The organism is Streptomyces sp. Tu 2975 (genome assembly GCF_009832925.1).
In the GTDB taxonomy this organism is placed as follows: Bacteria; Actinomycetota; Actinomycetes; order Streptomycetales; family Streptomycetaceae; genus Streptomyces.
In genome coordinates this window covers 5,193,431-5,219,419 of sequence record NZ_CP047140.1, presented here as the reverse complement: position 1 = coordinate 5,219,419, position 25,989 = coordinate 5,193,431, and the positions used below count along the sequence as shown (strand labels likewise).

General features: G+C 72.6%; 17 protein-coding genes, 1 tRNA gene and 2 pseudogenes. 7 read left to right on the top strand and 13 right to left on the bottom strand.

All coding sequences use genetic code 11. The annotated features are described in order from the left end of the window. The first annotated feature begins 1 nt into the window (after position 1). On the top strand, positions 2-2,806 hold the full coding sequence (locus GLX30_RS23175; RefSeq protein WP_208545467.1) for an FtsX-like permease family protein: 2,805 nt from the start codon (positions 2-4) through the stop codon (positions 2,804-2,806). After that, complete coding sequence (locus GLX30_RS23170) at positions 2,803-3,750, top strand: ABC transporter ATP-binding protein (protein ID WP_159691966.1); 948 nt, start codon at positions 2,803-2,805, stop codon at positions 3,748-3,750. Before GLX30_RS23175 ends, GLX30_RS23170 begins: the two co-directional genes overlap by 4 nt. A gap of 62 nt (positions 3,751-3,812) precedes the next feature. Here GLX30_RS23170 and GLX30_RS23165 read toward each other — a convergent pair whose 3' ends face one another. From GLX30_RS23165 to GLX30_RS23135, 7 genes and pseudogenes are all read right to left on the bottom strand, one after another. Next, complete coding sequence (locus GLX30_RS23165; protein ID WP_159695196.1) at positions 3,813-4,469, bottom strand: hypothetical protein; 657 nt, start codon at positions 4,467-4,469, stop codon at positions 3,813-3,815. A gap of 8 nt (positions 4,470-4,477) precedes the next feature. Then, entirely contained in the window at positions 4,478-4,909 is a 432-nt protein-coding gene (locus GLX30_RS23160) for a thioesterase family protein (RefSeq protein ID WP_159691964.1), read from the bottom strand. An 8-nt stretch (positions 4,910-4,917) separates the two neighbouring features. Beyond that, positions 4,918-6,582: an energy-dependent translational throttle protein EttA gene (ettA, locus tag GLX30_RS23155; RefSeq protein WP_159691962.1), complete on the bottom strand. Its 1,665-nt coding sequence runs from the start codon at positions 6,580-6,582 to the stop codon at positions 4,918-4,920. A gap of 282 nt (positions 6,583-6,864) precedes the next feature. Next, positions 6,865-8,202 (bottom strand): LAETG motif-containing sortase-dependent surface protein, encoded by a 1,338-nt coding sequence (locus tag GLX30_RS23150; protein ID WP_159695195.1) that lies wholly within the window; start codon positions 8,200-8,202, stop codon positions 6,865-6,867. A gap of 349 nt (positions 8,203-8,551) precedes the next feature. Then, positions 8,552-9,052, bottom strand: coding sequence for a single-stranded DNA-binding protein (locus GLX30_RS23145; protein ID WP_244258263.1), 501 nt, complete (start codon positions 9,050-9,052; stop codon positions 8,552-8,554). Between the two features lie 120 nt (positions 9,053-9,172). Then, positions 9,173-11,013: pseudogene (locus GLX30_RS23140) on the bottom strand (GTPase). Positions 11,014-11,019: 6 nt separating this feature from the next. Then, positions 11,020-12,663, bottom strand: coding sequence for a dynamin family protein (locus GLX30_RS23135; RefSeq protein ID WP_159695194.1), 1,644 nt, complete (start codon positions 12,661-12,663; stop codon positions 11,020-11,022). Between the two features lie 316 nt (positions 12,664-12,979). On the opposite strand from GLX30_RS23135, the gene GLX30_RS23130 reads away from it, so the two are divergent. From GLX30_RS23130 to GLX30_RS23115, 4 genes are all read left to right on the top strand, one after another. Further along, positions 12,980-13,052 (top strand) — tRNA-Arg (locus tag GLX30_RS23130). Positions 13,053-13,211: 159 nt separating this feature from the next. Further along, a complete protein-coding gene (locus GLX30_RS23125) occupies positions 13,212-13,973 on the top strand; it encodes an ankyrin repeat domain-containing protein (RefSeq protein WP_159691958.1) in 762 nt (253 codons plus the stop codon). A 79-nt stretch (positions 13,974-14,052) separates the two neighbouring features. Continuing rightward, positions 14,053-16,017 (top strand): TerD family protein, encoded by a 1,965-nt coding sequence (locus GLX30_RS23120; protein WP_159691956.1) that lies wholly within the window; start codon positions 14,053-14,055, stop codon positions 16,015-16,017. Between the two features lie 281 nt (positions 16,018-16,298). Further along, positions 16,299-17,000: a DUF4142 domain-containing protein gene (locus GLX30_RS23115; RefSeq protein WP_244258262.1), complete on the top strand. Its 702-nt coding sequence runs from the start codon at positions 16,299-16,301 to the stop codon at positions 16,998-17,000. A 202-nt stretch (positions 17,001-17,202) separates the two neighbouring features. On the opposite strand, the gene GLX30_RS23110 is transcribed toward GLX30_RS23115, so the two are convergent. Together GLX30_RS23110 and GLX30_RS23105 are read right to left on the bottom strand one after the other, a co-directional pair. Beyond that, positions 17,203-17,742 carry a MarR family transcriptional regulator gene (locus GLX30_RS23110; RefSeq protein ID WP_167306854.1) on the bottom strand — a complete coding sequence of 180 codons (540 nt, stop codon included), beginning with the start codon at positions 17,740-17,742 and terminating at the stop codon, positions 17,203-17,205. Between the two features lie 156 nt (positions 17,743-17,898). Beyond that, positions 17,899-18,903, bottom strand: coding sequence for a PP2C family protein-serine/threonine phosphatase (locus tag GLX30_RS23105; RefSeq protein WP_244258485.1), 1,005 nt, complete (start codon positions 18,901-18,903; stop codon positions 17,899-17,901). A 374-nt stretch (positions 18,904-19,277) separates the two neighbouring features. On the opposite strand from GLX30_RS23105, the gene GLX30_RS23100 reads away from it, so the two are divergent. Next, a complete protein-coding gene (locus GLX30_RS23100; RefSeq protein WP_347879784.1) occupies positions 19,278-19,718 on the top strand; it encodes a nitroreductase family deazaflavin-dependent oxidoreductase in 441 nt (146 codons plus the stop codon). 73 nt (positions 19,719-19,791) lie between these two features. Here GLX30_RS23100 and GLX30_RS23095 read toward each other — a convergent pair whose 3' ends face one another. The 4 genes and pseudogenes from GLX30_RS23095 to GLX30_RS23080 form a co-directional block, all read right to left on the bottom strand. Further along, positions 19,792-20,259: an anthrone oxygenase family protein gene (locus GLX30_RS23095; protein ID WP_159691950.1), complete on the bottom strand. Its 468-nt coding sequence runs from the start codon at positions 20,257-20,259 to the stop codon at positions 19,792-19,794. Between the two features lie 253 nt (positions 20,260-20,512). Continuing rightward, positions 20,513-22,122 (bottom strand): annotated as a pseudogene (locus tag GLX30_RS23090) (von Willebrand factor type A domain-containing protein). 136 nt (positions 22,123-22,258) lie between these two features. Then, entirely contained in the window at positions 22,259-23,146 is an 888-nt protein-coding gene (locus GLX30_RS23085) for an ABC transporter permease (protein WP_159691948.1), read from the bottom strand. Then, positions 23,143-25,911 carry an alpha/beta fold hydrolase gene (locus tag GLX30_RS23080; RefSeq protein WP_159691946.1) on the bottom strand — a complete coding sequence of 923 codons (2,769 nt, stop codon included), beginning with the start codon at positions 25,909-25,911 and terminating at the stop codon, positions 23,143-23,145. The genes GLX30_RS23085 and GLX30_RS23080 overlap by 4 nt, the downstream gene beginning before the upstream one ends. Positions 25,912-25,989 lie beyond the last annotated feature (78 nt).

Genomic DNA, 25,989 nt, shown 5'->3' with positions numbered 1-25,989 from the left:
CATGAATGCGCGCTCCAGCAAGCCCGGGGGCCACGCCCGGCCCATGGTGGCCCCGTGGGTCAGGACCCGGCTGCGCACTGCGCCCGGGGCCGCCCTCGCGTTCGGTGTGCTCGTGCTGCTCACCGCGTTCCTCGCCGCCGCGTTCCCGCGTGCCGTCGACTCGTACGAGAACCACGGCCTGCGGCACGACCTGAGCGACGCCCAGCCGTCCCGCAGCGTGCTCGAGGTGAGCACACCGCAGCCGCCGCTCGAGATACCGGAACCGGCCCGGGAGAAGTCGCTGCTCCCCGAGCGCCTCGCCGATGCCCACCGGTCCATGGCCGGGCTGCTGCCGGAGCCGCTGCGTGTGGACACCGCGCAGTCCGCCCACGGTGTGGAGACAGCCAAGCCCCTGAAGGGCATGGACCGTTGGCTGCCGCGCCCCGAGGGCGCGTCGCCGGAGTTCTCCGTCGTGGCGCAGAGCGGGCTCGAGACGCACTCCACCGTGCGTGAGGGTCGGCTGCCGAAGACGTACGGACGGGTCACGTCCGCCACCGCAGAGCTGGAGGCCGTGGTCACCGCGGAGACCGCGAAGACCCTGGACATCAGGACCGGCTCCGTACTGCACCTGGGCGACCCCGGGGAAACGGCGCTGTCCGTACGGATCACCGGCATCGTGGACCCGCGCGATCCGCACGGCAGTTACTGGTCCGCCGACCCGCGGCTGCGCGCCCCCGGGCTGCTCGTCGCGCCCGGGACCAGCCCGCCGGTGGCCTACTGGAACGCCTCCCTGCTGATCGCCCCGGAGGCGGCCCCGGCGCTGCTCGGCACCCTCGGGGAGCCCCAGCCGTACTGGCGCTTCGCCCCGCTCACCGGCCACCTCACCGCACAGGACGTGCCCGACCTCACCGACCGGATCGCGTCCCTCGAAGGCGGCCCCGGACTGCTCGGGATCAAAAGCGCCGTCGACGAGAACGCCATGCTGACCACGGACATGGACGGCATCCTCGGCTCCTACACCACGATGCGGGACGCCATCACTCCGGTCGTCGCCGTGGCCGCCTTCGGGATCGGCACCGTCGCCGCCGTCGTGGTGGCGATGACGGGCGGCCTGTTCGCGGCCCGGCGGCGGGCCGAACTGGCCCTGCTGCGCTCCCGCGGCGGTTCGTTGCGCGGCATCGGCGGCAGGCTGCTCGTCGAGACCGCCGTCGTCGCCCTGCCCACCGCGGCCGCCGGTCTGCTCCTCGCCGTCCTCGTCGTCGACGACGCGAGACTGCTGCCCGCCGTGATCGGGACGGCTGCCGTGGCGGTCATGGCCTGCGCCGCGCTGCCGGTCCGCGCGGTGACGCAGCACCGCAGGCCCCGGGTGCCGGGGGAACGCGACGACGTGGTGCTCGCCCGGCCGTCCAGGCGCCGTACCGTCGCCGAACTCACCCTGCTGGTCCTGGCGGTGGGCGCGGTCGTCGCACTGCGGCGGCGGGGCAATGCCGACGGCGCCGACCATCTCGTCAGCGCCGCGCCCGTGCTGGTCGGTCTGATCGCCGCGCTCGTCCTCGTCCGCCTCTATCCGCTGCCGCTGCGCTGGGCGGCGCGCCCCGCCGGGCGGCTGCGCGGCGCGGTCGGATTCCTCTCACTCGCCCGTACCGGTCGCTCCTCGGCCGCCGGCGCCCTGCCGCTGCTGGCTCTGCTGGTCGCGCTCACGACGGCCGCCTTCGGCGGGTCGGTCCTGGCGGGCGTCGCGGACGCGCGGGACCGGGCGGCGCTGCTGGCGACGGGCGCGGACGCACGTGTCTCAGGCCCCGGCGACGTGCCGGCGCTCCCGAGGGGGGCGGAGCGGGCCGTGCGGGACGTGCCCGGCGTCCGGGATGTGACGGCCGTGCAGGTCGAGCACGCGCTGACCCTGCCCGCCCGGAACCAGGCCGAACGGTCCGAGCCGCTGCCCGTCTCCCTCGTGGGCGCAGACCCCGGCGCGTACGCGAAGCTCGCCCGGCACGCCGCTCTCGGCGCCTTCCCCGCGGACGCGCTCGGCACCTCACCGGCCGCGGGTGACCCTTCCGGGGAGCCCGTTCTGCACGCCGTCGCCTCCCCCGGCGTCGCGAAGCAGCTCGGCCAGGGAACGCACCGCATCAACTCGGCAGCCGGCCCCTTCACCGTCAAGGTCACCGCCGTACGGTCCCGGACCCCCGCCGTGTCGTCCGCGGAGTTCCTCGTCGTCGACGGCTCACGGCTCACCCACCGCGCGCCGACCGCGCTCCTGGCCACGGGCACCGGCATCGACGGTACGGCACTGCGCGCGGCCGTCCACGGCATGGACGACGACCTCACCGTGCGGCTGCGCGACGAGGCGCGGGCGACCTTCACGGACTCGCCGCTCCAGGCCGGCGCCGAACGGATCTACGCGGCCGCCATCGCCGCCGGGGCGGGATACGCCGTGCTGGCCCTGCTGCTCTCGCTCATGCAAGCCGCGCCGGAACGCGCCACCTTGCTCGCCCGGCTGCGCACCATGGGCCTCACCACACGTCAGGGCCGGCAGCTGCTCGGCCTCGAAGCGCTCCCCCAGGCGCTGTTGGCCGCGGTCGGCGGCATCCTCGTCGGCTGGGCCACGATCAGGCTCCTCGCACCGGGCGTGGACCTGGTGCGCCTCGCGCTGGCGGCCGCGCCCGGCTCCGCGCCCCTGGCCAGCGCGTCCCTGCGGGCCGACCCGTGGTCGCTGGCGCTGCCCGCGGTCGCCGTGGTGCTGCTGGCAGGGACGGTGGCCGCCGTCCAGGCGTGGTGGGCGGGGCGCCGTGGATCGATCACCGAACTCAGGGCAGGAGACACGCGATGACCGACACCACCCTGGAGCAGCTGGAGGAACGCGTCGCTGCCCACCGCGACCGCCCCTCCTACGGGCACGACGCGCTGATCACCTGCGACCGGCTGGTGCGGATCTTCGCCTCGGACGGGGTGGAGGTCCAGGCGCTGCAAGGACTCGACCTGCTGGTCAAGGAGGGCGAGTTGATGGCCCTGGTCGGTGCGTCCGGCAGCGGGAAGTCGACCCTGATGAACATCCTGGCCGGGCTGGACGTGCCGTCCGCCGGCGCGGCCCGGGTCGCCGGCTGCGACCTGCTCGCCATGGACGCCAAGGCGCGGCTGCGCTACCGCCGCGAGGTCGTCGGCTTCGTGTGGCAGCAGACCGCCCGCAACCTGCTGCCGTATCTCACCGCGGCCCAGAACGTGGCCCTGCCGATGCAGTTGCGCGGCGGCCGCGGCAAGAAGCAGAAGGCGGAGCGCGTACGGGAACTGCTGTCGATGCTCGGCGTCGACGACTGCCGCGACCGGCGCCCCCACCAGATGTCCGGCGGGCAGCAGCAGCGCGCGGCGATCGCCGTCGCCCTCGCCAACTCGCCCGCGGTGCTGCTCGCCGACGAGCCGACCGGCGAGCTGGACTCGGCGACCGGCGAGCAGGTCTTCGAGGCGTTCCGCCGCGCCAACGATGAGCTGGGCACGACGATCGTGATCGTCACCCACGACCAGGCCGTCGCGGGCGAGGTCCGCCGCACGGTCGCCATCCGCGACGGCCGCACGTCGTCCGAGGTGCTGCGGCGCACCGAGATCGACGCGGAGGGGCAGGAGTCGGTGGTGGCACGCGAGTACGCGATGCTGGACCGGGCGGGGCGCCTTCAGCTGCCGGCCGACTACACGGCGGCGCTGGGCATGAAGCACCGGGTGATGCTGGAGCTCGAGCAGGACCACATCGGGATCTGGCCGGACGACGCGGCGGAACGCTGACGCGGGACGGCAGCCGTTCGCAGGCACGGCCCCCTCGGCGAGGGGGCCTTCCGTGCGGCGGGCTACGCCGGGGTGACGGTCAGACCGCCCACGCCGTTGGTGCGCAGGGCGATCGACCCGAAGGGCGTCCGCAGTCTCAGCCACGCCCCCGCGGACAGCAGCGCGACGGGCACGCCGGGCCGCAGGAAACCGAGCGACTGCGCGGCGTGCACGGCGCGCAGGGGAAGGGCCGTCGGGCCGACCGTGCGGGACCAGATCTCGCGTCCGATGCGGTCCCGTTCCGCACGGGTGCGCAGCTCCGCCGGGAGCGCCTCGTCCCGCCCGCGGAACTCGGCCACGGCCGCAGCCACGGCCGCCCGCATCGCTGACACGTCCGGCAGCCCCGGCAGTTCCCGCCATCCGCCGCGCGGCGGAAGCACACCCGCCCACGGAGGACCGGTGACCGCCGCGGGCACGGCGAACTCCGCGCCCTCCAGCGACTCCAGCAGTTCCCCCGCGGAGACGGTGACGTCCAGCTCGACGGGCTCGGCGAGCCGCGCCGTACGGATGGCGAGCACCTCGAAGGACGGCGGACGCCCGAACACCGCGAGCGCACCGCGCCCGGCCTGGAGTCTGACCGCGGCGGCGCGGTCGTAGTGGATCAGCCGGCCGAGGAAGGCGGAGAGGTCCTCCGCCTCCCTCACGTCGGCGAGACGCAGACTCTGCACGGGCACGGACATGGGAACACTCATGCGGCGAGGGCGGCCTTGTCGAGGTACTTCTCGAGGAAGGACTTCTCCTCCGCGCTGATCCGGCGCGGCCGCTGCGACTCGAGGTTGAACGGCACGACGATCGTCGAGGCCCGCACATAGACCGTCGACGGATCGTCCTCCTCCTTGACCTCGTACGCGATGGTCAGGGAGGCGGCGCTGATCTTCGTCACCCACGACTCGATGATCACCGGCTCGTGCCGGTGGACCAGCGGCCGCACGTAGTCGATCTCGTGCCGTGCGACCACCGAGCCGCCGGAGAAGGAGGGCGAACCGTCCCCCGGCGCCAGCCGGAACATGAAGTCGATCCGCGCTTCCTCCAGGTACCGGAGGAAGACCACGTTGTTGACGTGCCCGAAGGCGTCCATGTCCGACCAGCGCAGGGGGCAGCGGTAGATGTGACGGGCCATGCGCCGCATCAGCCCCGGGTGAGCTTCTTGTACGTGGCGCGGTGCGGGCGTGCCGCGTCCGGGCCGAGACGGTCGACCTTGTTCTTCTCGTACGACTCGAAGTTGCCCTCGAACCAGTACCACTTGGAGTTGCCCTCGTACGCCAGGATGTGCGTGGCGACCCGGTCGAGGAACCAGCGGTCGTGGGAGATGACCACGGCCGCGCCGGGGAACTCGAGCAGAGCGTTCTCGAGGGACGAGAGCGTCTCGACGTCGAGGTCGTTGGTGGGCTCGTCGAGGAGCAGCAGGTTGCCGCCCTCCTTGAGGGTCAGCGCCAGGTTGAGGCGGTTGCGCTCACCACCGGAGAGGACACCGGCCGGCTTCTGCTGGTCCGGGCCCTTGAAGCCGAAGGCGCTCACGTACGCGCGGGACGGCATCTCGACCTGGCCGACGTTGATGTAGTCCAGCTCGTCCGACACGACCGCCCAGAGGGTCTTCTTGGGGTCGATGTTGGCGCGGGTCTGGTCGACGTAGGAGACCTTGACCGTGTCACCGATCTTGATCGTGCCGGAGTCCGGCTGCTCCAGGCCCTGGATCATCTTGAACAGCGTGGTCTTGCCGGCGCCGTTCGGACCGATGATGCCGACGATGCCGTTGCGCGGCAGCGTGAAGGACAGGTCGTCGACGAGGACCTTGTCACCGAAGGACTTCGAGAGGTTCTCGACCTCGACCACGACGGAGCCCAGACGGGGGCCCGGCGGGATCTGGATCTCCTCGAAGTCCAGCTTCCGCATCTTGTCCGCCTCGGCGGCCATCTCCTCGTAGCGGGCGAGACGGGCCTTGGACTTGCTCTGCCGGCCCTTGGCGTTGGACCGGACCCACTCGAGCTCTTCCTTCAGCCGCTTGGCGCGCTTCTCGTCCTTGCGGCCCTCGACCTTGAGGCGGGCGGCCTTCTTGTCGAGGTAGGTGGAGTAGTTGCCCTCGTAGGGCAGCGCACGGCCGCGGTCGAGCTCGAGGATCCACTCGGCGACGTTGTTCAGGAAGTACCGGTCGTGAGTGACGGCGACGACGGCGCCCGCGTACTTCGACAGGTGCTGCTCGAGCCAGTTCACCGACTCGGCGTCGAGGTGGTTGGTGGGCTCGTCGAGGAGCAGCAGGTCGGGGGCCTCGATCAGCAGCTTGCACAGCGCGACGCGGCGCTTCTCACCGCCGGAGAGGTTGACGACGGGCCAGTCGCCGGGCGGGCAGCCCAGGGCGTCCATGGCCTGCTCCAGCTGGGCGTCCAGGTCCCACGCGTTCGCGTGGTCCAGGTCCTCCTGGAGCTTGCCCATCTCCTCCATGAGCGCGTCCGTGTAGTCGGTCGCCATGAGCTCGGCGACCTCGTTGAAGCGCTTGAGCTTGCCCATGATTTCCGCGGCGCCGTCCTGGACGTTCTCCAGGACCGTCTTGGACTCGTCCAGCTTCGGCTCCTGCATGAGGATGCCGACGCTGTAGCCGGGAGAGAGGAAGGCATCGCCGTTGGAGGGCTGCTCCAGACCGGCCATGATCTTCAGCACCGTGGACTTACCGGCGCCGTTGGGGCCGACCACACCGATCTTCGCACCGGGCAGGAAGCTCAGCGTCACGTCATCGAGGATGACCTTGTCGCCGTGCGCCTTGCGCGTCTTGCGCATCGTGTAGATGTACTCAGCCAAGAGAAACCGTCCGGCAGGAAGTGGGTGGGCAGATACACCCATCTTGCCGTACGGCGCCCCCCGGACGGAAACCGCGTCCTTATGCCTGCGTGTGCCGCGGGCGGCCCGGCGACCCGGCCCTGCCCGCTCGCCCGCGAACCGGACGGCCGACGCCGCGAACCGGACAAGCAGGGGCACGTCGAGCGGCCGGAGCGTGGACCGGCAGGAGGGGCCCGGCACGTCCCCGTGCCGGGCCCCTCCCCCGATCACCTCAGTGCCGCGCCACAGTGCGCGGCTGCCTGGTCACTCTCCGCCGGCGGTCTTCTTCCTACGGAGGAAGAAGACCGCGCCGCCGCCGGCCAGCACCAGAACGATCGCGATGCCCGCGATCATCGGCGTGGCGCTGGAGCCGCCCGTCGCGGCGAGGTCACCCTCGAGTCCCTCGGAGGTGCCGCCCGCCGACGCGGGGCTGGGCCGGGACGACGGCGTCTCGGTGCCGGGCTGGGCAGGGGCGCTGGCGGTCTTGCAGTCGAGCACGCCCTTGAAGTTCTTCTCGAACCCGCCGGGCCCGGTGATCGTGAAGTCGTAGGCCTGGTCCTCGGCCACCGGCACCGTCACCGTCCGGGACTCCCCGGCCTTGATCGTGTGCTCGAAGCCGGCCAGCGAGAAGGTGAACGGGGCATCACCCTTGTTGCCGGCCGTGATGTCCACGCCGCCCTTGGCGCAGTTCTTCTTCGCCGACAGGGAGGGGACGGCCCCCGTCTTCGCCCAGGTGGCCGCGGCCTGCGCCGAGACGGTGGACCTGCTGGATCCGGCCAGGATCTGCGTCTGGCTCTTGGTGGCGCTGGCGAAGGCCCGTCCCACCGGCACCGACATGCTCGCCTGGACGCTCAGCGTGGCCGTTCCGTCCGCGGCGTCCTCGGGGACGTCGAAGTACAGCTTGCTGCCGTCGACCGCGGAGGTCAGCGGCTTACCGGTCTCGTCGGTGATCTTGATGCCGCTGGAGGCCGCGTCGGCCGGGGGCGCCACGGCGACCTGGCCGGCGTCGGTGCGCACCGTCACCGGGCCGAGCCGGCCGCCGGGCTTGCCGGAGACCGCGTTCGGCTCGAGGCTCAGCGAGGCCTTGGGCTCCTCGACGCCCGCCGCGGACTCCTGGAGCCAGTCGGCGAGCTTCTCCGCCTGCGGGTCGGCCGCCGTGACGTCCGCGCCGTCCGAGAACCGCCAGATGGCGACCTGGGTGCCGGCGGCGGCGGTCCTGTCCGTCAGCTGCCCGTCGAGCCCGGCGCTCTTGGCCAGTGCCGCCAGATCGTTGACCTGGGGGAACGAGTGCTGCAGGATCCAGCGGATCTTGCCGGCGTTCTCGTTGGCGCCCAGCGACGTCTGGTCCCAGGGGGTCTCCAGGTACTTGGCCTGGTCCTGGGTCGGGTTGTGGATGTCGATGCAGTACGTCTGCAGCTGGCCGCCGCCGTCGACCGTCATCTCGAAGAGACCCGCGAGGATCTCCTGGTCCTTGCCGTTGGTGTGCAGCACCGCCTGGTCGTATGTCTGCAGCCCGTCGAGCGTGGCGACCGCGCCGCCCTGATGCTGGACGGCATCGTCGGCGGCTGCCGCGCCGGCGCCGGCGACGGATCCGGCGGCCATCAGGCCGGACACCACCGCCGCGGCGGCCAGGCGGCGAGCGGCGCGCCGGGTGCGTACGGCAGACGTAGAGAACACAGCAAACACAGCAGAATTCCCCTCCGGGCGAGACCTTTTCGCGTGCGACGTGTGCAAGGCGTGCGACGCGTGGGGGAGTGTCTCGCCAGCAGACTCAAGTGCCCCGTGAGTACCCGGGAATCCTATGGACGGCGCGCAGCGCGATGCCCGGTCATGCCGTCAGATAACCATTCCGACTCGAAATCGTTACCCCCGTCGGTGAGTTCACCCCCTGATCACCCTTTTCCGCCCGCTCGCACTCCCGGAGCGGTCGGGCCGTTTGCCTCAACTTCCGTCATGGGGCGGCGGCAAGGGGCACTCCGTGCGCCACGGCCTCTCCCGCGCCGGCCCCCTGCGGCGCCGTTCTCCCGACCCGCGCGCCCGCCCGCTCCGGCGGCGTCCCCACGGCCGCCGCGGAGCTCTCGTCAGGGTCGCGGCTCTTCACCACCCGCCGGAATGCAGAGGTCCCGCGGGTCAGGTCGTGCCCCACCGCGAGCGCGTCGATGTCCACGAACGTCCGCCGCCGGCCGTCCGCCTCCTCCTCACGGACCTTCAGGCGGCCGTGCACGAGCAGCGGTTCCCCCACCGAAACAGAACCGGCCAGATTCTGCGCGAGCGAGCGCCAGGCGAAGACGGTGTAGAAGCTTGTGGGTCCGTCCGTCCAGTTACCGCCCCGGCGATCCCAGCGCCGCGAAGGAACGGCGAAACGGAATCGCGCCATCCCGCCCGTGGCCGTTTCCCGGTACTCCACATTCGTGGCGACATTCCCCACCACCGTCACCATGGTGTCGTTCATGACGGTCACCTCCCCGTCCGGTTGCATTTGCCCGGTCGCTGTGGACCGGTCTCCATGCTGGACCGGACGGAAAGAGCCCGCCGACGCCTGTGGACGAACGCCCCGCTGTGGACAACTCCGTCACCCGATCCGGGAACGTACCCGCCCGTGCAGCGCGCCGGGCCCGGGCGACGCGGGCTTCGCGGATCCCGACACCGTCGCGTACTGCTCCCGCACCTCCCGGTACCGCATCAGTTCGGCCGCCACCGGATCGAGTACCTTCGCGCGCCCGCAGCCGGCCGCTGCCTCCTGGAGGCGGCGCCGCGCATCCTGCCCGTACCGCCGCGCGGGGCCCTTCGTCGCGGCCGCGCACGCCCACTCGACCAGCGGCCCGCCCACGATGCCGGCGAGCATGACCAGCGCCGGAGGGACGAGCCCCGGCTCCAGTACGCCCACGATCTGACCCACCAGCCACAGCCCGCCGAAGATCTGCAGCAGCGTCATCGACGCCTGCGCGAGCACCGCGGCCGGCCACCACGCAGGGCGCAGCGGCCGTCCCTTGGAATCCGACGCCTCCCGCGCCGCCAGTGCGTCCAGCGCCTCGGGAAGCCCCTGCGCGCCCCGCACGGCCGCTTCGCGTACCGCCTGGCCCCATGGGGCGGGCAGCCCGTGCGCGGCCTCGTCGGCGACCGTGCGGACCGCCTGCTCGACCCGCTGCCGCGCGGTCGGCTCCTCCTCCACGGGAACCTCCGGCTCCACGGCCGCCGCCCCGGGCATGCGCTTGCGCTCGTACCAGCGCCACAGCCGCAGCCACGGCGTCCCGCACGCGCGTCCCGCGTTCCTGCGCCATTCGCGCTCCGCGGCCTCGCCCGCCGCCGTCGCGCCGATCGCCTCCGCGAGCCGTGCGGAAAAGTCCTCACGGGCCCGCTCGTCCAAGCCTGTCCGGCCGTCGGCCACGTAGACGGGCCGCAGTTTCGCCGCCGCCGCGTCGACATCGGCCGACAGCCGGCGCGCCGCCGCGCTGCGCTCCTGCACGAAGGCCCCGACCATCTCGCGCAGTTCGCCCACCCCTCCCCGGTCAGGGCGGAGAGCGCGAGGACGGTCGCGCCAGGTTCGCCGTGCTCACCCACCGCCATGCCGTCCTCGTCGAGCAGCCGGCGCAGATCGTCCAGGACCTGGTCGGCGGCCTCGCCGGGCAGCCGGTCGATCTGGTTGAGCACGACGAACGTGATCTCGGCATGACCGGCCAGTGGCCGCAGATAGCGCTCGTGCAGCGCCGCGTCGGCGTACTTCTCCGGATCCACGACCCAGATCACCGCGTCGACCAGCGCCAGGACACGGTCCACCTGCTCCCGGTGCCGTACGACGGCCGAGTCGTGGTCGGGGAGGTCCACCAGCACCAGCCCTTGCAGCGTCTCGTCCCCGTCACCGCCCGCGAGGGGCTTGCGCCGCAGCCTTCCCGGGATGGCGAGCCGGTCGAGGAGCCCCGCCGCCCCCTCCGACCAGGTGCAGGCGATAGGCGCGGACGTGGTGGGCCTGCGCAGCCCGGTCTCCGCGATACGCACCCCGGCGAGCGCGTTGAACAGAGTGGACTTACCGCTTCCCGTCGCGCCGGCGATGGCCACGACGGTGTGACGCGAGGAGAGCCGCTGGCGCGCTGCGGCCTCGTCGAGGACCCGGCCGGCCTCGGCGAGGGTCTTCCCGTCCAGCCGGGTCTGGGACAGCCCGAGCAGCTCGCGCAGGGCGCTGAGCCGGTCGCGCAGAGGGCCGCCGTACGTACCTCCGACAGGCAGCTGCTCGTCGCCGATGTGGTCCCCTTCGCCCTCTCCTCCCCCTTCACCGTCCCCGTGGCTCACGCCCCTGGGACCTGTGCCGTCGTCTTCCCCTGTGCCGTCCTCGTTCCGCTGACCGACCCGGCGGGCGATCAGGCCGTCGTCCCAGCGGCCGCCGGTCTCGTTCTCGTCGTCGGTGATGGCGGTCACCCGCGGTCACCTCTCCTTCTGCAGTAGGGACAGCGCGGCGATCAGCTCGGCCTGGGGCTCGGGGCTCACCTCGAGCGCGTCGAGGGGCGCCAGCCGCCGCTCCCGCTCGCTGTTCAGTACGTCGTCGATGTACGTCGTCGCCAGCTCGCCGCCCTTGTCGCGCAGGCGCAGCGCGCTCTGTGCGCCGATCCGCTCGGCGAGCCGCTCACCCGCGCCGCGCGCCCGCCGGCCGCCCAGGAGCGAGGTCGCGAGCAGCGCGGCGACCGTCTCCGGGTCGGGCGCGGCGTTGCGCTCCATGCCCCGCACCTCTTCGTCGGCGAGCTCCTCCAGGACCCGGCGCCAGCGCCGCACGGCCATCCCGATCCGCTCCCCCGCCTCCAGGTCACGCCGGCCGGGGCGGGCGACCCCGGCCGCCGCGGGCTCCCGCCGCCAGGCGTTCTCGACCTGCTCGTCGGCGGCGGCGACGGCGCACTGCAGCAGCGCGGACAGGCTGGCGACGAGGGAGTCCAGCAGTTCGGCGGCCGAGCTGTCGCGGGGGTAGCCGCGCCAGCGGGTGCGGGCGTCGCCGGCCAGTACGGCGCCTGCCCGGAGCTGCCTGCGCACCCGGGCGCGTTCCGCTTCGTACGCCTCTTCGACCGCGCTCGTCAGCCGTACGGCGGCCGCGTACTGTGCCGCGACCGCGCTCGCCAGCTCCGGCATCCGCATGTTGAGCGAATCGATCACGCCCCCTGCCGTACGGCTGATGGCCTGCTGGCGCGCCGCCGGGTCCTGCGCCCGGTGGGCGAGCCAGGAGAACAGTCCCGCGACGGCCGTGTTGGGCAGCAGCCCGTTGGCGCCACCGGCCGACTCGGGCAGCTCCGGGATCGTGAACCGGGGCACGTCGCCGAGGCCCGCCTTCGTCAGCAGCGCCGCGTACTGGCGCGACACCTCCTCGACCACCTGGTGCGGCACCCGGTCGAGCACGGTCACCAGCGTGGCGTTGTACTCCTTCGCCGTGCGCAGCAGGTGCCATGGGACAGCGTCGGCGTAGCGCGAGGCCGTCGTCACCATCACCCACACATCGGCCGCACAGAGCAACTCCCCGGCCAGCAGTCGGTTCTCGACGACCAGCGAGTCGATGTCGGGAGCGTCGAGCAGCGCCAGGCCTCGTGGGAGCAGGGAGGCCGTCTCGATCCGCAGCGCCTTCTCCTCCGCGGCCCGCCCGCCGCCGTTGCGGCCACCTCCGTTGCGGCCGCCGGCTCTGGCGGACAGCAGACGCTCCTCCTCGGCCTCCTCCTGGGGAGGCATCCAGACCCGGGTGAGCTCCGGCAGCACCCGCATACCGGCGAACCAGTGGTGGTCGTCGGGGTGGCACACCAGCACAGGCGTACGGGTCGTCGGCCGCAGCACCCCTGCCTCGCTGACCCGTCGCCCCACAAGGGAGTTGACGAGCGTGGACTTCCCGGCGCCGGTGGACCCGCCGATGACGGCGAGCAAGGGCGCTTCGGGATCTTTGAGACGGGGCACCAGATAGTCGTCGAGCTGGGCGAGCAGCTCGGCCCGCGTCTGCCGGGCCCGGGGCGCGCCGGCGAGGGGAAGTGGAAGACGCACGGCGGCGACACGGTCGCGCAGGGCGGAAAGTGCGTCGATCAGCTGAGGCCGTGCATCCAAGGTCACCACATGCGAAGAATGCCCAATTTTGGTGACTTTTTGAAGCGTATGACGATCTCTGCGCGCCGATCAGACAGATGGGACACATGGGACGAGTGGGACGCAGGCATAACGAGTGCACAACACCCGGGACGCGAGACGTCAAAAGCGATGCACGAATCGCGCCTGCCTGCGATTATCGGTTCGCTTCACCGAACCTCCACATCGTGCCACGCAGGCGAAGCAACCGGGTCAAGGCGATCGGAGCCCTATCCTTGTGCCCGGCAAGGTCACGGACCACCCCGAAGGGGGCTCCAGGCCACCGAGGCCATCACCGGCCCCCGTAGCTCAGTGGATAGAGCAGGCGCCTTCTAAGCGCTTGGCCGCAGGTTCGAGTCCTGCCGGGGGCGCACATCGCGCACCACCATCAGGCCCTCCGACCCGGAGGGCCTTTTCGCTGGTGGCAGGCACCATAGACCGGCGGACGTATCGGACACGTAAGCGTCGAACCTGATGCCGCCTGCATCACGTCGCCCCCGCCCCGCCCCCGCGTCAGCGACCCTGTTCCCATGCTGACCCTCGATTCGCAGGACCCGCTCGCTCTCGCCGTCACCGGTGCCGTCCGGGACGGTGATCTCGGGCTGCTCGGACGGCTGCTCGAGGAACACCCGGGGCTTGCCCGGGCACGGATCGTCGAGGTGCGCGAGGGATGCGGGCCGGGTGGGCGGAGTCTGCTGCATGTCGTCGCCGACTGGCCCGGGCACTTCCCGGGAGGGCCGCGGACGGTCGCGGCCCTGGTCGCCGCCGGCGCCGATCCCGGGGCTCGGTTCAGCGGCGCCCACGCGGAGACACCGCTGCACTGGGCGGCGTCGTGCAACGACGTCGCCGTGCTGGACGCCCTCGTCGCGGCCGGAGCCGACATCGAGGCGGACGGGGCCGTCATCGGGGGCGGTACACCGCTCGCCGACGCCTGCGGGTTCGGGCAGTGGGAGGCCGCGTACCGGCTCGTCGAGCTCGGGGCGCGTACGACGCTCGAGGAGGCGGCCACCCTCGGCCTGCTCGACCGTGTCGAGTGCTGCGTCACGGGCCCGGACGCACCGACGCCCGAGGAGATCACACGCGCCTTCTGGGGCGCCTGCCACGGTGGGCAACTGGCCACGGCCCAGTACCTGCTGGCGCGTGGGGCGCACATCGACCAAGTGGGCCATGGCGGCATGGCGCCCCTCGACGTCGCCCGCGCACAGGAAGAACAACAGGCGCAGGGAGCCCGGGACGTCGTCGCCTGGCTGATCGACCAGGGGGCGCGCACAGGGTCGGAGATGTCGGAGTAGAGCATCCGCACGCTCCGCATAACGGGAGAAATCATCATCCAGGTTGAAGAAATTGTGAAGGTCGGACCATCCTTCCGCCATGACTCTCGCCGCCGCGGATCTCGATGTATCCAACTTGCCCGCATACGCCCATGATTGGGCGCTCGTCGATGTGGAGACCTCGGGGCTCGTGGCACGGCGGGACCGGGTGTTGTCGGTAGCCGTGGTGACCGTCGGGCCGGACGGGCAGCAGACCGGCGAGTTCTCGACGCTGCTGGACCCGGGGTGCGACCCGGGCCCGGTCCACGTCCATGGGCTCACGGCCGAGCGGCTGCGCGGAGCGCCGGCGTTCGAGGAGGTCGCGCAGCGGATCGCGGGGATGCTCGAGGGCCGGGTGCTCGTCGCGCACAACGCGCAGTTCGACTACGACTTCCTCGCCCACGAGTTCGCCCGCGCCGGGGTGTTGCTGCCTGTCGCCAGGCGGCTGTGCACGCTGGCGCTGAACCGGCGGGTCGACCCGCCGACGCAGGATCTCCGGCTCGGGACACTCGCCGCCCACTACGGCGTGCCCCGACTACGGGCGCACGACGCCCTCGACGACACGCGGGTGCTGGCCGGTGTGCTGCGCGCGTCCCTGCGGGAGGCGGCGCGGCTGGACCTGCCGCTGCCGTTCGTCACCTGCCCGCCCCGGCAGGACGCGCGGTTCACCCCGAGCCCGCCGAAGACGCCCTGCGCCTTCCGGAATCCCGGCCGGATGGCCATGGGCGGACCGCTCGTGCAGGGCATGAAGATCGCCGTCACGGGCGCGACGGCAACGGCCCGCGCGGAGTTGGTGCACAGGGCCGTGGCCGCCGGGCTCAATGTGATGAGCTCCGTCAGCCGGCACACCGGCGTCCTGGTGACGAACGACCGGTCCTCCGGTTCGGCCAAGGCGCGGCGGGCCGTCGCCGAGGGAGTGCCCGTCATCGACGAGCAGGAGTTCCTGAGGCTGCTCGAAGACGTGCGGCCGGGCACGGCGCACGAGGCGTCGACCCAGGCCGGCGCTCCCGCCCCCTCGACCACCGTTCCCATGCCGACCGCCGCCCCCTCGACCACCGTTCCCGTGCCGGCCGCCGCGCCCGTACCCGCCGCACGCGAGTCCGCTGCCCACGAACCCCTGTCCACCGCGCCCACTCCCGTCCCCGCGCCACGCGAGCCCGTGTCCACCGCGCCGGCCCCCGTGCCCACCGCGCCGGCACCCGTCCCCGCCGTGCGGGAGGCCGACCCGGCCGGGCCGCTGCGTGGGCGGCGGGTGCTGGTGCTCGGCGGGACACACCCCGAGGCGGCGTCCGCCCGGGTCCGTGTCGTCGAGCTCGGAGGCGCCGCGGCGATCAACCTGTCCTCCGGCGTCACCGATGTCGTCCTGCTGGCCGGCGCGGAGGCCGACCGCCGGATGCGGCGGATCGAGACGCTCCGGATCCCGGCGTACGAGGAAGCGTGGCTGGACGCGCCCGTCGTCGCCCCGGTGCCCGCATGGAGCGAGCGGCGGCAGGGCCCACAGGTGCTGCCGAGGGGCGGTGTCGTCGATCTGCCCGACCGCCGTGCCGGGTCCCTGTGGAGCGTCAGTGCCACCTGGGCGCAGCAGACGACCTGCGAGATCGACCTCGTCGCGTTCCTCGTCGACGAGGACGACCAGGTGTCCTGCGACGAGCACTTCGTCTTCTACGGAGCGCCGGAAAGCCCGGACGGAGCCGTACGGCTGCTGACCGACGGCCCGACGGAGCAGACGGTCACCGCCGATCTCGGCGCGCTGCCGCCGGCGGTCAGGCGGGTCGTCGTAGCGGCGGCGATCGACGGCACACCGACGTTCGGCGACGTCGGCGCCGTGCAGGTGACCACCGGACCCGGCGGGAGCGCCGCTCCGCTCGCTCAGGCGGCCCTGGACGCCGCCACCACGGAGCGGACGCTGCTGCTCGCCGAGCTATACCGCCGCGGACCACTGTGGCGCTTCCGGGCCGTGGGCCAGGGCTACGACCACGGGCTGGCGGCGCTCGCCCGCGGCTACGGAGTCGATGTCGCGGACTGACGCGGAGCGAGGCGGCCCCACGACGCGGACGACCGGCCCAGGACGCGGACCGATCGGCCGGGGGCGCCACCGGGCGCCCCCTCGACGCCGCCACACGCCGCTTCGCCCCCCACACACTCAGAACCTCAGCCCCCGTCACATCCCCCACGGCCCTCACGTGCGGCGCGCGTTGAACATCCCGGCTCACGCGCCCGTACTCATCTCTGCGTGCCGTGCCAGCCGCCACAACAGCTCCCGAATGCCATCTGTCATTTTTCTCAATGCCGAGCCGGGAGGCATCAATGCGTTCGAACCGACGTGCAGCACGCTCCAAGGTTTCCGTGCGGGTCGTCGCCATGGTCACCGCCGCCGTCGCCGCGGCCGCTCTGGTGGTCGTGTCGCTGCAGACGGGCAGCGGGGAGGCGACCGCAGGGACCACCGCGACGGGTGGGGCCGCCCAGCACGGCGCCGGTCACGCGGGCGCCGGATTCTCGGGGGCGACGGCCGCGGAGGCGCAGGGGCCGCAGAAGGTGACCGAGGTCGACCGGACGTTCCTGGTGAAGGTGCGTCAGGCGGGACTCTGGGAGATCCCCGCAGGACGGCTGGCCCAGACCCATGCCTCCAGTGAGGCCGTGAAGCGGGCCGGGCTGCATCTCCTCGACGGTCACAGCAAGCTCGACCAGCTCGTACGCGAGGACGCCAAGATCCTGGGTGTGGAGCTGCCCAACGAGGCCACCGAGGAGCAGCAGGGCTTCGTGACGCAGCTGGAGAACGCTCAGGGCGCCGAGTTCGACCGGCTCTTCGCGAACCTGCTGCGTTCCTCGCACGGCAAGATCTTCGCCACGATCGCCGAGGTCAGGGCCGCCACGCAGAACGACCTGATCCGCCGTCACGCCCGCCAGGCGAACCAGACGGTGCTGGACCACATGGAGGTCCTTGAGGACACCGGGCTCGTCGACGCCGCGACCTTCGCGGAGGTCGAGGCGGCGGTCGCGCCGAAGTGACGCGCCGCAGCGTCTCTGCGCAGTCCGGCGGACCCGACCTTGCCAAGGGGAAGTAAAATCCCTTGCACTGTGCAATGCTTCTCGTGGTGGAGGACCCGGCCACTCGCCGGCCTCTGCCCGGGAGCGGCACTGGCACGGTGACGCAGCTCGACCACCGCACGCCGGCGATGTCGACCGGGTCCTCCCCTTCCGCCCTTCGGCGTCAGCGGCCGGGGCGCGGCCCCATGTCCGACCAGCCCAGCGGGTACAGCTCGCCGTCGCCCTCGGGCACCGCCGGTTCGCCGCCGGCGTCCGTGAAGGCGGCCAGGGCACCGATGAGCGCGGCCCGCTGCGACGGGTCGAGCCGTTCGACGATCGCCGCGATCTCCATACGGCGCTGGGCCGTGACGTCCTCGACGATGCGCCGGCCCTCCGTCGTCAGGCGCAGCACCGTCTCTCGCCGGTTGTCCGGGTTGACCTGCCGGTCGGCCAGGCCCGCCGCGATCAGCCGGTCCACCATGCGCATGGCCGTCGACGGGTTCACACCGAGCCGGTCGGCGAGTACGACCAGCTTGGCCGGCCCCTCCAGCGACAGCACGACCAGCAGGCGGAACTGCGGCAACGTCACCCGGTCCTCGACGGTGGCGAGCGAGCGGGCCGAGAGGGCGACGAGCAGCCGGGACGCGGTCAGCACCGCACGGGTCACGGCGTCGACGTCGTCCATCTCCCGCGAGGAGTCCGAGGGGTGCGCTGGTTCGGTCATTTCTTCTTTGTACCGCGCGCCGCCCCGGTGCCGTGCGGCGGCCTCGCGCCACGCATCCTGGCCGGGCGCCGCCCACCCGTCGTTCGGCCCGCAGCAGCGGACGGCGGGGAACCGGGCGCCGACGTGCCGACGTCTCACCGCGCCACCGCGCCGCCGTCACTCCCGGCGGTGGCGGATCAGCAGCATCGCGGCGTCGTCGTGCGGCGGTGCCTGTGCGTACTGCTCCAGGTCCGCGCGGAGTTCCGCCAGCGCCGCCTCCGGATCCTGGGTTCTCAACAGATGGCCGCGCTCGCCGAGCGGGTAGAACCGGCCGCCCCGGTCGCGGGTCTCGGTGACTCCGTCGGTGTACAGGAACATCTGGTCGCCGGGCGCGAAGTCGGCGGTGAACGGCTCCGGGGCGGAGGTCCCATGGAGGCCGAGCCCGAGCGGCAGGGCACGCCGGGGCGGCTCCGCGAAGGAGACCGTTCCGTCGCTGCGCACGACCATCGGCGCGGGATGCCCGTAGTTGAGCAGGGTCACGCCCTTGCCCGGCTCCAGTTCCGCGAGCACCGCGGTGACGAACTTCTCTCCGCCCTGAAGCTCCCGGTCGAGGGCCCTCTCGAGCCGCTCGCCGACGCCTGCCAGGCTCTCTTCCTCGTGCGCCGCCTCCCGGAAGGCGCCGAGGACGACCGCTGCCGTCTCGACCGCCTCGAGCCCCTTCCCCTGGACGTCGCCGACGATGACCCGCACGCCGCCCGGTGAGGTGACCACCTCGTACAGGTCGCCGCCGATACGGGCTTCCGCGACCGCCGAGGTGTAGGAGACGGCAACCCGCAGATGGCCCGCCGTGCGCGGCACCGGCCGCAGCAGCACGCGCTGCGCGACCTCCGCGATGGAACGCATGCTGGCGAGTTCCGCCTCCCGTCGCTGCCGCATCACCGCGGCCGCCACACCCGCTCCGGTCACCCCGGCGACCGAGGCCATGGCGGAGTACCAGCGGCGTTCGCCGAGCACCCCGTCGTAGATCCCGAGGCCGAAGCAGAAGCCCAGCGACAGGACGCCGATCAGTGCCGTGCGCCGCCATCCGCCCACGAGTCCGGCGAAGGCGGGACCGAGCGAGACGAGGGCGAGAAATCCCACGCTCGACCCGGCCGTCACGTCGACCAGGGCGACTATGCCCATCACCACGAACGGGAGGGCGGACAGCAGTCGGGAGCGCGACGGGATCTGCTCGGCCAAGTCGGACTCCGCGGTTGATCGGCTGGCGGGAAACGGTCTCCGTCGGGCGACACGGCCACGCGGCAGCCGGGCGCGCGGAAGAGGGGCGCGGGCGCCCCCGACGGCCTCGCCACCACTCTTAGACTATGCAAAGGTTGCACAGTCGAATCGTCCTGGTCCGCCCCCGTTACCGAATCGAAGCCGCTCCCGGAGAACTACCCGCTCCTGATCGCCCGCCCAGGCCCCCGCCCCTACACACCGCTCAGAGAGGCAGGTACGTGACATCTCAGCGCCCCGCGCCGCAGCGTCCCCCACTCCCTGTCGGTGTCAGACGCGTCGTGGCCAGGCTGCCGGTCCACCTCTACCGGATCGGCCTCGGGCCCCTGTTCGGGCGGCGTCTGCTGCTGTTGATCCACACCGGCCGTACGTCGGGGCTGACCCGCAAGACGGTCATCGAGGTGGTGGAATCCGATCGGACCGGTGGATCGTGGACGGTGGCATCGGGCTTCGGACCGCGGGCCCAGTGGTACCGGAACCTTCTCCACACCCCGCAGGCCACCATCCAGGTCGGCCGCCGCTACTACCCGGTGACGGCCCGGCCGGTCACACCGGAGGAGGGCGGCCTGCTCATGGCCCGCTACGCGCCCCGCCATCCGCTCGCCGCCCGGTGGCTCTGCCGGTTCATGGGGTACGAGGTCGACGGCAGCGTGGCCGACTACCGTCGGGTGGGCGAGTCGATCCTGTTCCTGCGGCTCGAGGCGGCGCCCGGCAGTTTCTGACGGGCGCGGCGACTCGCACGGCCCGACCACGTCGCCGCGTGACAGGGGCGCCAGGTCACCGGGGCACGGCGCCTCAGGATGTCGCGGCGCACACCATGAGCACGAACGCGGCGAGGGCGAACAGCGTGCGAACCAAGTGGAAAGCGTTCCACTTGCCCTCGAACGCGGCCCGGACCTCACGGGCGTGCCGTGGTGAGTTCTCGGCCGCCGCGAGGGCGTTGTTGAGCGGGACGTTCCCGGCGCTGGTGATGACGTGGCCGATGAACGCGCAGACGAGGGCGGCGACGACCAGCCAACGATCGGTGGCGGTACGGCCGTCGACAGGGACGAAGAGCACCGCTACGGGGAATCCCAGGCTGCCGAGGAAGGCCAGCATGAACGTGCCCCGTGGCACCTTCTCGTTGATGCGGCGCATGGCCGGCACGAACTGTTCGTCGGACAGGGTCGCGAGCGCGGGCATGATGCCCGTCTGGAAGATCACGAAGAAGCCGGCGTACAGACCGGTGGACACGACGGCGAGGGCGAGGAGAAGGGTGGCCATGCCGTTCATGATGGCCTGACGCGGAGGGCGGCGCGCCGTCTTTTCGGACGGCGTGCGGCGGTCCGAGGCCGGTTTCCCACCGGTCTCGACCCCTTCTCGAACCGCTGTCGAACCGCTCTCCGACCATCCGCGAGGAGCGCCGCCCGACGGCCGGTCAGGTGCCCCGCGAGGGCGGGGCGGCCAGGGGACGGCCCCGACCGCCCCGGCCTCGCCTCTCGTCTCGTCTCGTCTCGTCTCGTCTCGTCGAGGGTCTTCAGTACCGCCCCGACCGCTGCGCCCGCTCGATCGCGTCGGCCAGTTCCTCCACGGCGCTGTCCTCCGTGGACCTCGCGAGCGCCCGTGTCCGGTCCTCCAGCGCGCCGAGGCCCGGCGCGCCCGGCACCGAGCCTCCGCGCAGCGACTCGGCGAAGTACGCGGCGACCGCCGTGATCTGGAGCCGCTTCGACGGTGCGTCCCACAGGGCCCCGTCGATCGCGTCGGTCTCCACGGTGCCGCTCTCCTCGTGCGGCGCCCGGGTCTTCGGGTCGAGCCAGCGCACGGTCGCGGTGGCGACGTGGCCGCGCGCGCCGTCCCGCAGGCGTACCGCGTAGAGCGCCGTCACGGTGTGGCCGGGGCCCACTTCGCCGCCGTCCACCCGGTCGTTGCGGAAGTCGTCGTCCGCGACCTCCCGGTTCTCGTAGCCGATGAGCCGGAACTGCTGGACGGTCTGCGGGTCGAACGCGACCTGCGCCTTGGCGTCCCGGGCCCGCAGTTCGACGTGGCGGGGCAGCTGGTCGACGAAGACCTTGCGTGCCTCCTCGTCGGTGGAGACGTACGTGGTGTGGCCGTCACCCTTGTCGGCGAGGCGTTCCATCAGGTCGTCGCCGTAGTCGCTGCCGACGCCGACGCCGAACAGGGTGATGCCGTGCTCGCGGCGGGCGTCGTCGATGCGCTCGAGGATCGCCTCCGCCTCCGTCTCGCCGGTGTTGGCGAGGGCGTCGGAGAGCAGCACCACACGGTTGGTGGCGCCCTTGCGGCGGCCTTCCACAGCCTCGTCGTAGCCGGTCGTGACGCCCGCCTCGACGTTGGTGGAGTCGGTCGGCTCCAGCTCGTCGACGACGGAGCGGACGCGGTCGCGGTTGCCGTCGAGTCGGGTCATGGGCAGCCGGGTCTCCGCCTCGCCGCTGAAGGTGACGACGGCGATGGAGTCGTCGTCACGCAGTTGGTCGGTGAGGGTGCCGAGCGACTTCTTCACGAGGTCGAGCCGGCCGGGCTCCGCCATGGAGCCGGAGATGTCGATCACGAAGGTGAGCGCGGCGGGGGGCCGGTCGGCCTCACGGCCGGCGGGCCGGGTGGCGAGTCCCACACGGACCAGGGACCAGTTGCCGTCCTCGTACCCCTCGGCGTCCTGGGTCTGCGGCTTGATCTCGCCCTCACCGCCGCCGGCGCTGTCGCCCGGCCGGGCTCCGTCGACCGTCACGGTGAACCCGTCGCCCTTGGGCCGGGATAGTCCTGCCGGAAGCTGTTGATGAACTCCTCCGGCCGTACCTGGTGCCGGCCGGGCGCCCCGCCCTCCTTGAGGAGGCGGCGCGTGTAGTCGTACGAGGCGGTGTCCACGTCGAGCGCGAACGTCGAGAGGTAGTCGGAGGGCGGCGCGATGTCCCGCTTCTCCTCACCCGACGTGTCCCGGTCCGGTCCGCCCTTGCCCCCGTCCGGTACGACCGGCGCGGGCGCTCCGTCCGGCGCCGGGGCGTACCCCTCGGAGGAGTCGGTCGCCATGTTGTCCGAGCCCCCGCAGCTCGCGGTGAGGAGCACACCGCCGGCCAGGGCGGCCGCCACGACCACCTTGCCCAGCCTCGTACGCGTCGCTGTTCGGAATGTCATCCGGACTCCCCCTCGTGTCGTCGGCACTTGTGAATGTGACGTCCGAGAGGGCCGACGGGAGCAGTCGGCAGCGTTGCGGAAGAGTCTCAATGCGGCAACGGGACCGGCGCTTTGTCCGGTACGCCCCGCCTCGCCCCTACGAGACGATGTCCTTGCGGGCGAAGTTGCGGAACGCGAGGGCGAACAGGACCAGCGCGTACGTGACGGAGACCGCGGAGCCCTTCAGCATGCCGCTCCACTCCAACTGCGGCTGGAGGGCGTCGATCCAGGCGAACTGCCAATGGGCGGGAAGGACTTCGCGCCAGCCGCCCAGCGCGGTGACCGCGTCGAGCACGTTGCCGACGATCGTCAGGCCCACGGCTCCGCCGACCGCTCCCAGCGGCGCGTCGGTCTTCGTGGAGAGCCAGAACGCGAGCCCGGCGGTCACCAGTTGGGAGACGAACACGAACGCCACGACCAGGCCGATCCGGGCCAGGGTGTCGGCGGCCGCCAGCGATCCGCCGGTGGGCAGCTCCAGCGGCCCCCAGCCGTAGGCGATCGTCCCGGAGACCAGGCCCACCAGCGGCAGGAGCAGCATCGCCGCCGCGCTGAAGCCCAGCGCCACGGCCAGCTTGGACCACAGCAGTCTGGTGCGCGGTACCGGTGCGGCCAGCAGATAACGCAGGGACGACCAGTTGGCCTCCGACGCGACGGTGTCGCCGTGGAACAGCGCCACCGGCACCACGAGAAGGAAGCCGGCCGAGACGAACAGGCAGGTGGCCGCGAAGTTCGCACCCGACGCCGTGGCGGTGTCCATCAGCGTGATCCGGCCGTTGTCCCGGCCGTCCGGGGTGCCGCCGATCGCGAAGGCAGCGATCAGGACGAGCGGCAGCGCGCCCAGCACCCCGGCCATCACCAGCGTCCGGCGGCGCTTCAGCTGCCGCATCGCCTCCACCCGCAGCGGCAGCGTGCGGCGGGCACGGTAGCCGGGCGCGGACCCCACGATCACGGGCGTCGTCGTGCCGGTTGCCACGGGCGCGCTCATGCGGAACCTCCGATCAGGGTGAGGAACGCGTCCTCCAGGCGGCGGTGCGGGCCCACGCCCGTCAGGGGCACGTCCATGCGCACCAGTTCGGTGATCATCTCGGTGGCGGTCGCTCCGTCGAGCCGTACGAGCAGCCCGTCGCCGGTGCGGACCGCGGAACCGATCCCGGGCAGAGCGGCGATCTTCTCGACGAGTTGCTCCGGCACCTCGCCGTCGGTGGTGACGAGCAGGGTGTCGCTCTCGCCGGTGATCTCCGCGACCGGCCCGGCCTGTACGAGCCGGCCGCGGTCCATGACCACCAGGTGGGTGCAGGACTGCTCGACCTCGGAGAGGAGGTGGCTGGAGACGATGACGGTCCGGCCGCCCTCGGCGTAGCGGATCATCACGTCCCGCATCTCGCGGATCTGCGGCGGGTCGAGGCCGTTGGTCGGCTCGTCGAGGATGAGCAGGTCCGGCATGCCCAGCATGGCCTGGGCGATGGCGAGCCGCTGGCGCATGCCCTGGGAGTAGGTGCGCACCGCCCGGGCCAGCGCGTCGCCGAGGCCGGCGATCTCCAGGGCCTCCTCGATGTGCGCGTCGGCCGCGGGACGGCCGGTGGCCTGCCAGTACAGCTCCAGGTTGTCGCGCCCCGACAGGTGAGGAAGGAATCCGGCACCCTCGACGAACGCGCCGACCCTGGAGAGGACGGGCGCGCCCGGCCTGATCGCGTGGCCGAAGACCCTGATCTCGCCCGCGTCGGGACGGATCAGGCCCATGAGCATCCGCAGGGTGGTGGTCTTGCCTGCGCCGTTGGGGCCGAGGAGGCCGAGCACCTGGCCCTTCTCGACGCGGAAGGACAGGTCCCGCACCGCGTACCGGTCGGCGGAGCGGGAGTACTTCTTGGCGAGTCCGGTGATCTCCAGCGGCACATCGGCGCGTTCCGCGTCGGGCGGCGGGGCGAGGGTGCGGCGACGGGCGGTGAGGAGCAGGGCCGCTGCCACGACCGCGCCCGCGGCGGGCATCGCCCACACCCACCACGGCAGGCCGGCCGCTTGCGTCTTCACGGCGGGCGCGGTGGGCACGGAAAGCTGCCCGGCGAGGGAGACGGTGTACGTGGCGGGGGCCGCCGGGGACGCGTAGCCGAGGTCGGTCGCCGACAGCACGAGACGCAGCCGGTGCCCGGCGTCGACCTCGTGGTCGACGGCCGGCAGGGTCAGCTCGACCTCCTTGCCGGCCTTCGCGTCCTCGACCCGTACGGGGGCGACGAGCTGTGAGGGCAGCACCTGCTGCCTGCCGTCCGGTCCGACGTCGTAGACCTTGCCGAACAGGACGGCGTCGCCGCTGTCCGAGGCCACCTTCACCCTGACGGTGGGCGAGCCGGTGATGCGGACCGAGGTGTCGAGGGGCTTCGACGCGAAACTCGCGAACTGGCCGGGGAAGTCCAGGGACAGGCCGATGCCCAGGGAGGACAGCGCGCCGGCGCCGCCGCTGAGGCCGGGGACGGCGGAGATGGCCGGCGGGGTGCCGCCCGCGGGGTTGGAGAACCGCTGCTCGCGTCCGGCGAGCGCGAACTGCCGGGTGCCGTCGGTCAGGCCGGGGTAGGCGGGGCCGGTCGCTCCGCGCAGCAGCGCCTGCCCGTCGGTGGAGTCGACGCCGCCGGTGCGGCTGACGCGGAAGGGGGGACCGGTGTCCACGCTCTTGTCCTGCTTCAGGTACCGGTCGAACCAGTCGCCGATGCGGCCCTCGACACGGCCGGTCTCCCGGTCGCCGCCGTCGTGGCCGCCGGCGATCCAGTCGACGGCGACGGGTGCGCCGTTGGCGCGGATCGTCTTCGCCATGGCGTCGGCGTGCGAGAGCGGGAACAGCGAGTCGGACCGGCCCTGCACGATCAGCGCGGGCGTCCTGATGCGGTCGCCGACCGCGGAGGGGCTGCGGCTCTCGAGAAGCTCGCGGGCCTCGGCATCGGGCTTGCCGGCCACGGCGACCCGCTCGTACATCGCGCACAGGGCGGGCTCGAACGGCCCGCACCCGGCCGGGTTCTCGGGGGCGGGCGCGGCGGCCTCGCCGGACGGGGCGGCGGCCTGGTCCCGGCCTTCCGGGACCTCGCCCGCGGGCGGCTCCTCGGGGGTGTCGGGCCGGACCTGGCCGCTTCCGGGGGCTGTGTCCAGGGAGGCGGCGGAGCCGGTCGAGAAGAAGATGCCGGCCCACAGCTTCTTGAAGACGCCGTCGGGAAACAGGGCGTCCGCGAGGTTCCAGTACGTGATCTGGGGTGCGATCGCGTCGACCCGGCGGTCGTACGCCGCACCGAGCAGGGAGATCGCGCCGCCGTACGAGGAGCCGCTCATGCCGACGCGCGGGTCGCCGTCGGCGTCCAGCGTCACCTCGGGCCGCTTCGCCAGCCAGTCGATCAGCCGGGAGACGTCCTTGACCTCGCGGTCGGGGTCGTTGAGTCCGATCTGCCCGGTGGAGCGGCCGAAGCCGCGGGCCGACCACGTCAGTACGGCGTACCCGTCACGGGCCAGCTGCTCGGCCTGCGCACGGACGTCCTCCTTGCTGCCGCCGAAGCCGTGCCCGAGCAGGACGGCGGGCCGCCGTTCGTCGCCGCCGCTGGTGAAGTACGAGGTGTCGATCTTCGCCCCGGGCATGCCGTGCACCCGGTCCTCGCGGTGCACGGCGGGCGCGGCGTCGTCGGCGACGGCGGTCCACGTACCGGCGCCGGCGAGCACGGCGAAGGCGGCGACGCCCGCGAACCATCGGCCCCGCGGCCGGGGAAGTCGGATCTCCATGGTGGAAACCCTAAGCGCACGGCCGCCCGCCGTCGGCTGCCGCCGGGTGGAACCGGAGCGCCTCCTGAAGTAGTACGC

What these genes read in the sequence shown, in the direction of transcription:
- GLX30_RS23175 (WP_208545467.1), top strand. Translation starts at nt 2, where the DNA reads ATGAATGCGCGCTCCAGCAAGCCCGGGGGCCACGCCCGGCCCATGGTG.
- GLX30_RS23165 (WP_159695196.1), bottom strand. Translation starts at nt 4,469, where the DNA reads ATGTCCGTGCCCGTGCAGAGTCTGCGTCTCGCCGACGTGAGGGAGGCG.
- GLX30_RS23160 (WP_159691964.1), bottom strand. Translation starts at nt 4,909, where the DNA reads ATGGCCCGTCACATCTACCGCTGCCCCCTGCGCTGGTCGGACATGGAC.
- GLX30_RS23125 (WP_159691958.1), top strand. Translation starts at nt 13,212, where the DNA reads ATGCTGACCCTCGATTCGCAGGACCCGCTCGCTCTCGCCGTCACCGGT.
- GLX30_RS23105 (WP_244258485.1), bottom strand. Translation starts at nt 18,903, where the DNA reads ATGGGCATAGTCGCCCTGGTCGACGTGACGGCCGGGTCGAGCGTGGGA.
- GLX30_RS23085 (WP_159691948.1), bottom strand. Translation starts at nt 23,146, where the DNA reads ATGAGCGCGCCCGTGGCAACCGGCACGACGACGCCCGTGATCGTGGGG.
- GLX30_RS23145 (WP_244258263.1), bottom strand. Translation starts at nt 9,052, where the DNA reads ATGAACGACACCATGGTGACGGTGGTGGGGAATGTCGCCACGAATGTG.
- GLX30_RS23095 (WP_159691950.1), bottom strand. Translation starts at nt 20,259, where the DNA reads ATGGCCACCCTTCTCCTCGCCCTCGCCGTCGTGTCCACCGGTCTGTAC.
- GLX30_RS23170 (WP_159691966.1), top strand. Translation starts at nt 2,803, where the DNA reads ATGACCGACACCACCCTGGAGCAGCTGGAGGAACGCGTCGCTGCCCAC.
- GLX30_RS23120 (WP_159691956.1), top strand. Translation starts at nt 14,053, where the DNA reads ATGACTCTCGCCGCCGCGGATCTCGATGTATCCAACTTGCCCGCATAC.
- GLX30_RS23110 (WP_167306854.1), bottom strand. Translation starts at nt 17,742, where the DNA reads ATGACCGAACCAGCGCACCCCTCGGACTCCTCGCGGGAGATGGACGAC.
- GLX30_RS23080 (WP_159691946.1), bottom strand. Translation starts at nt 25,911, where the DNA reads ATGGAGATCCGACTTCCCCGGCCGCGGGGCCGATGGTTCGCGGGCGTC.
- GLX30_RS23115 (WP_244258262.1), top strand. Translation starts at nt 16,299, where the DNA reads ATGCGTTCGAACCGACGTGCAGCACGCTCCAAGGTTTCCGTGCGGGTC.
- GLX30_RS23150 (WP_159695195.1), bottom strand. Translation starts at nt 8,202, where the DNA reads ATGGCCGCCGGATCCGTCGCCGGCGCCGGCGCGGCAGCCGCCGACGAT.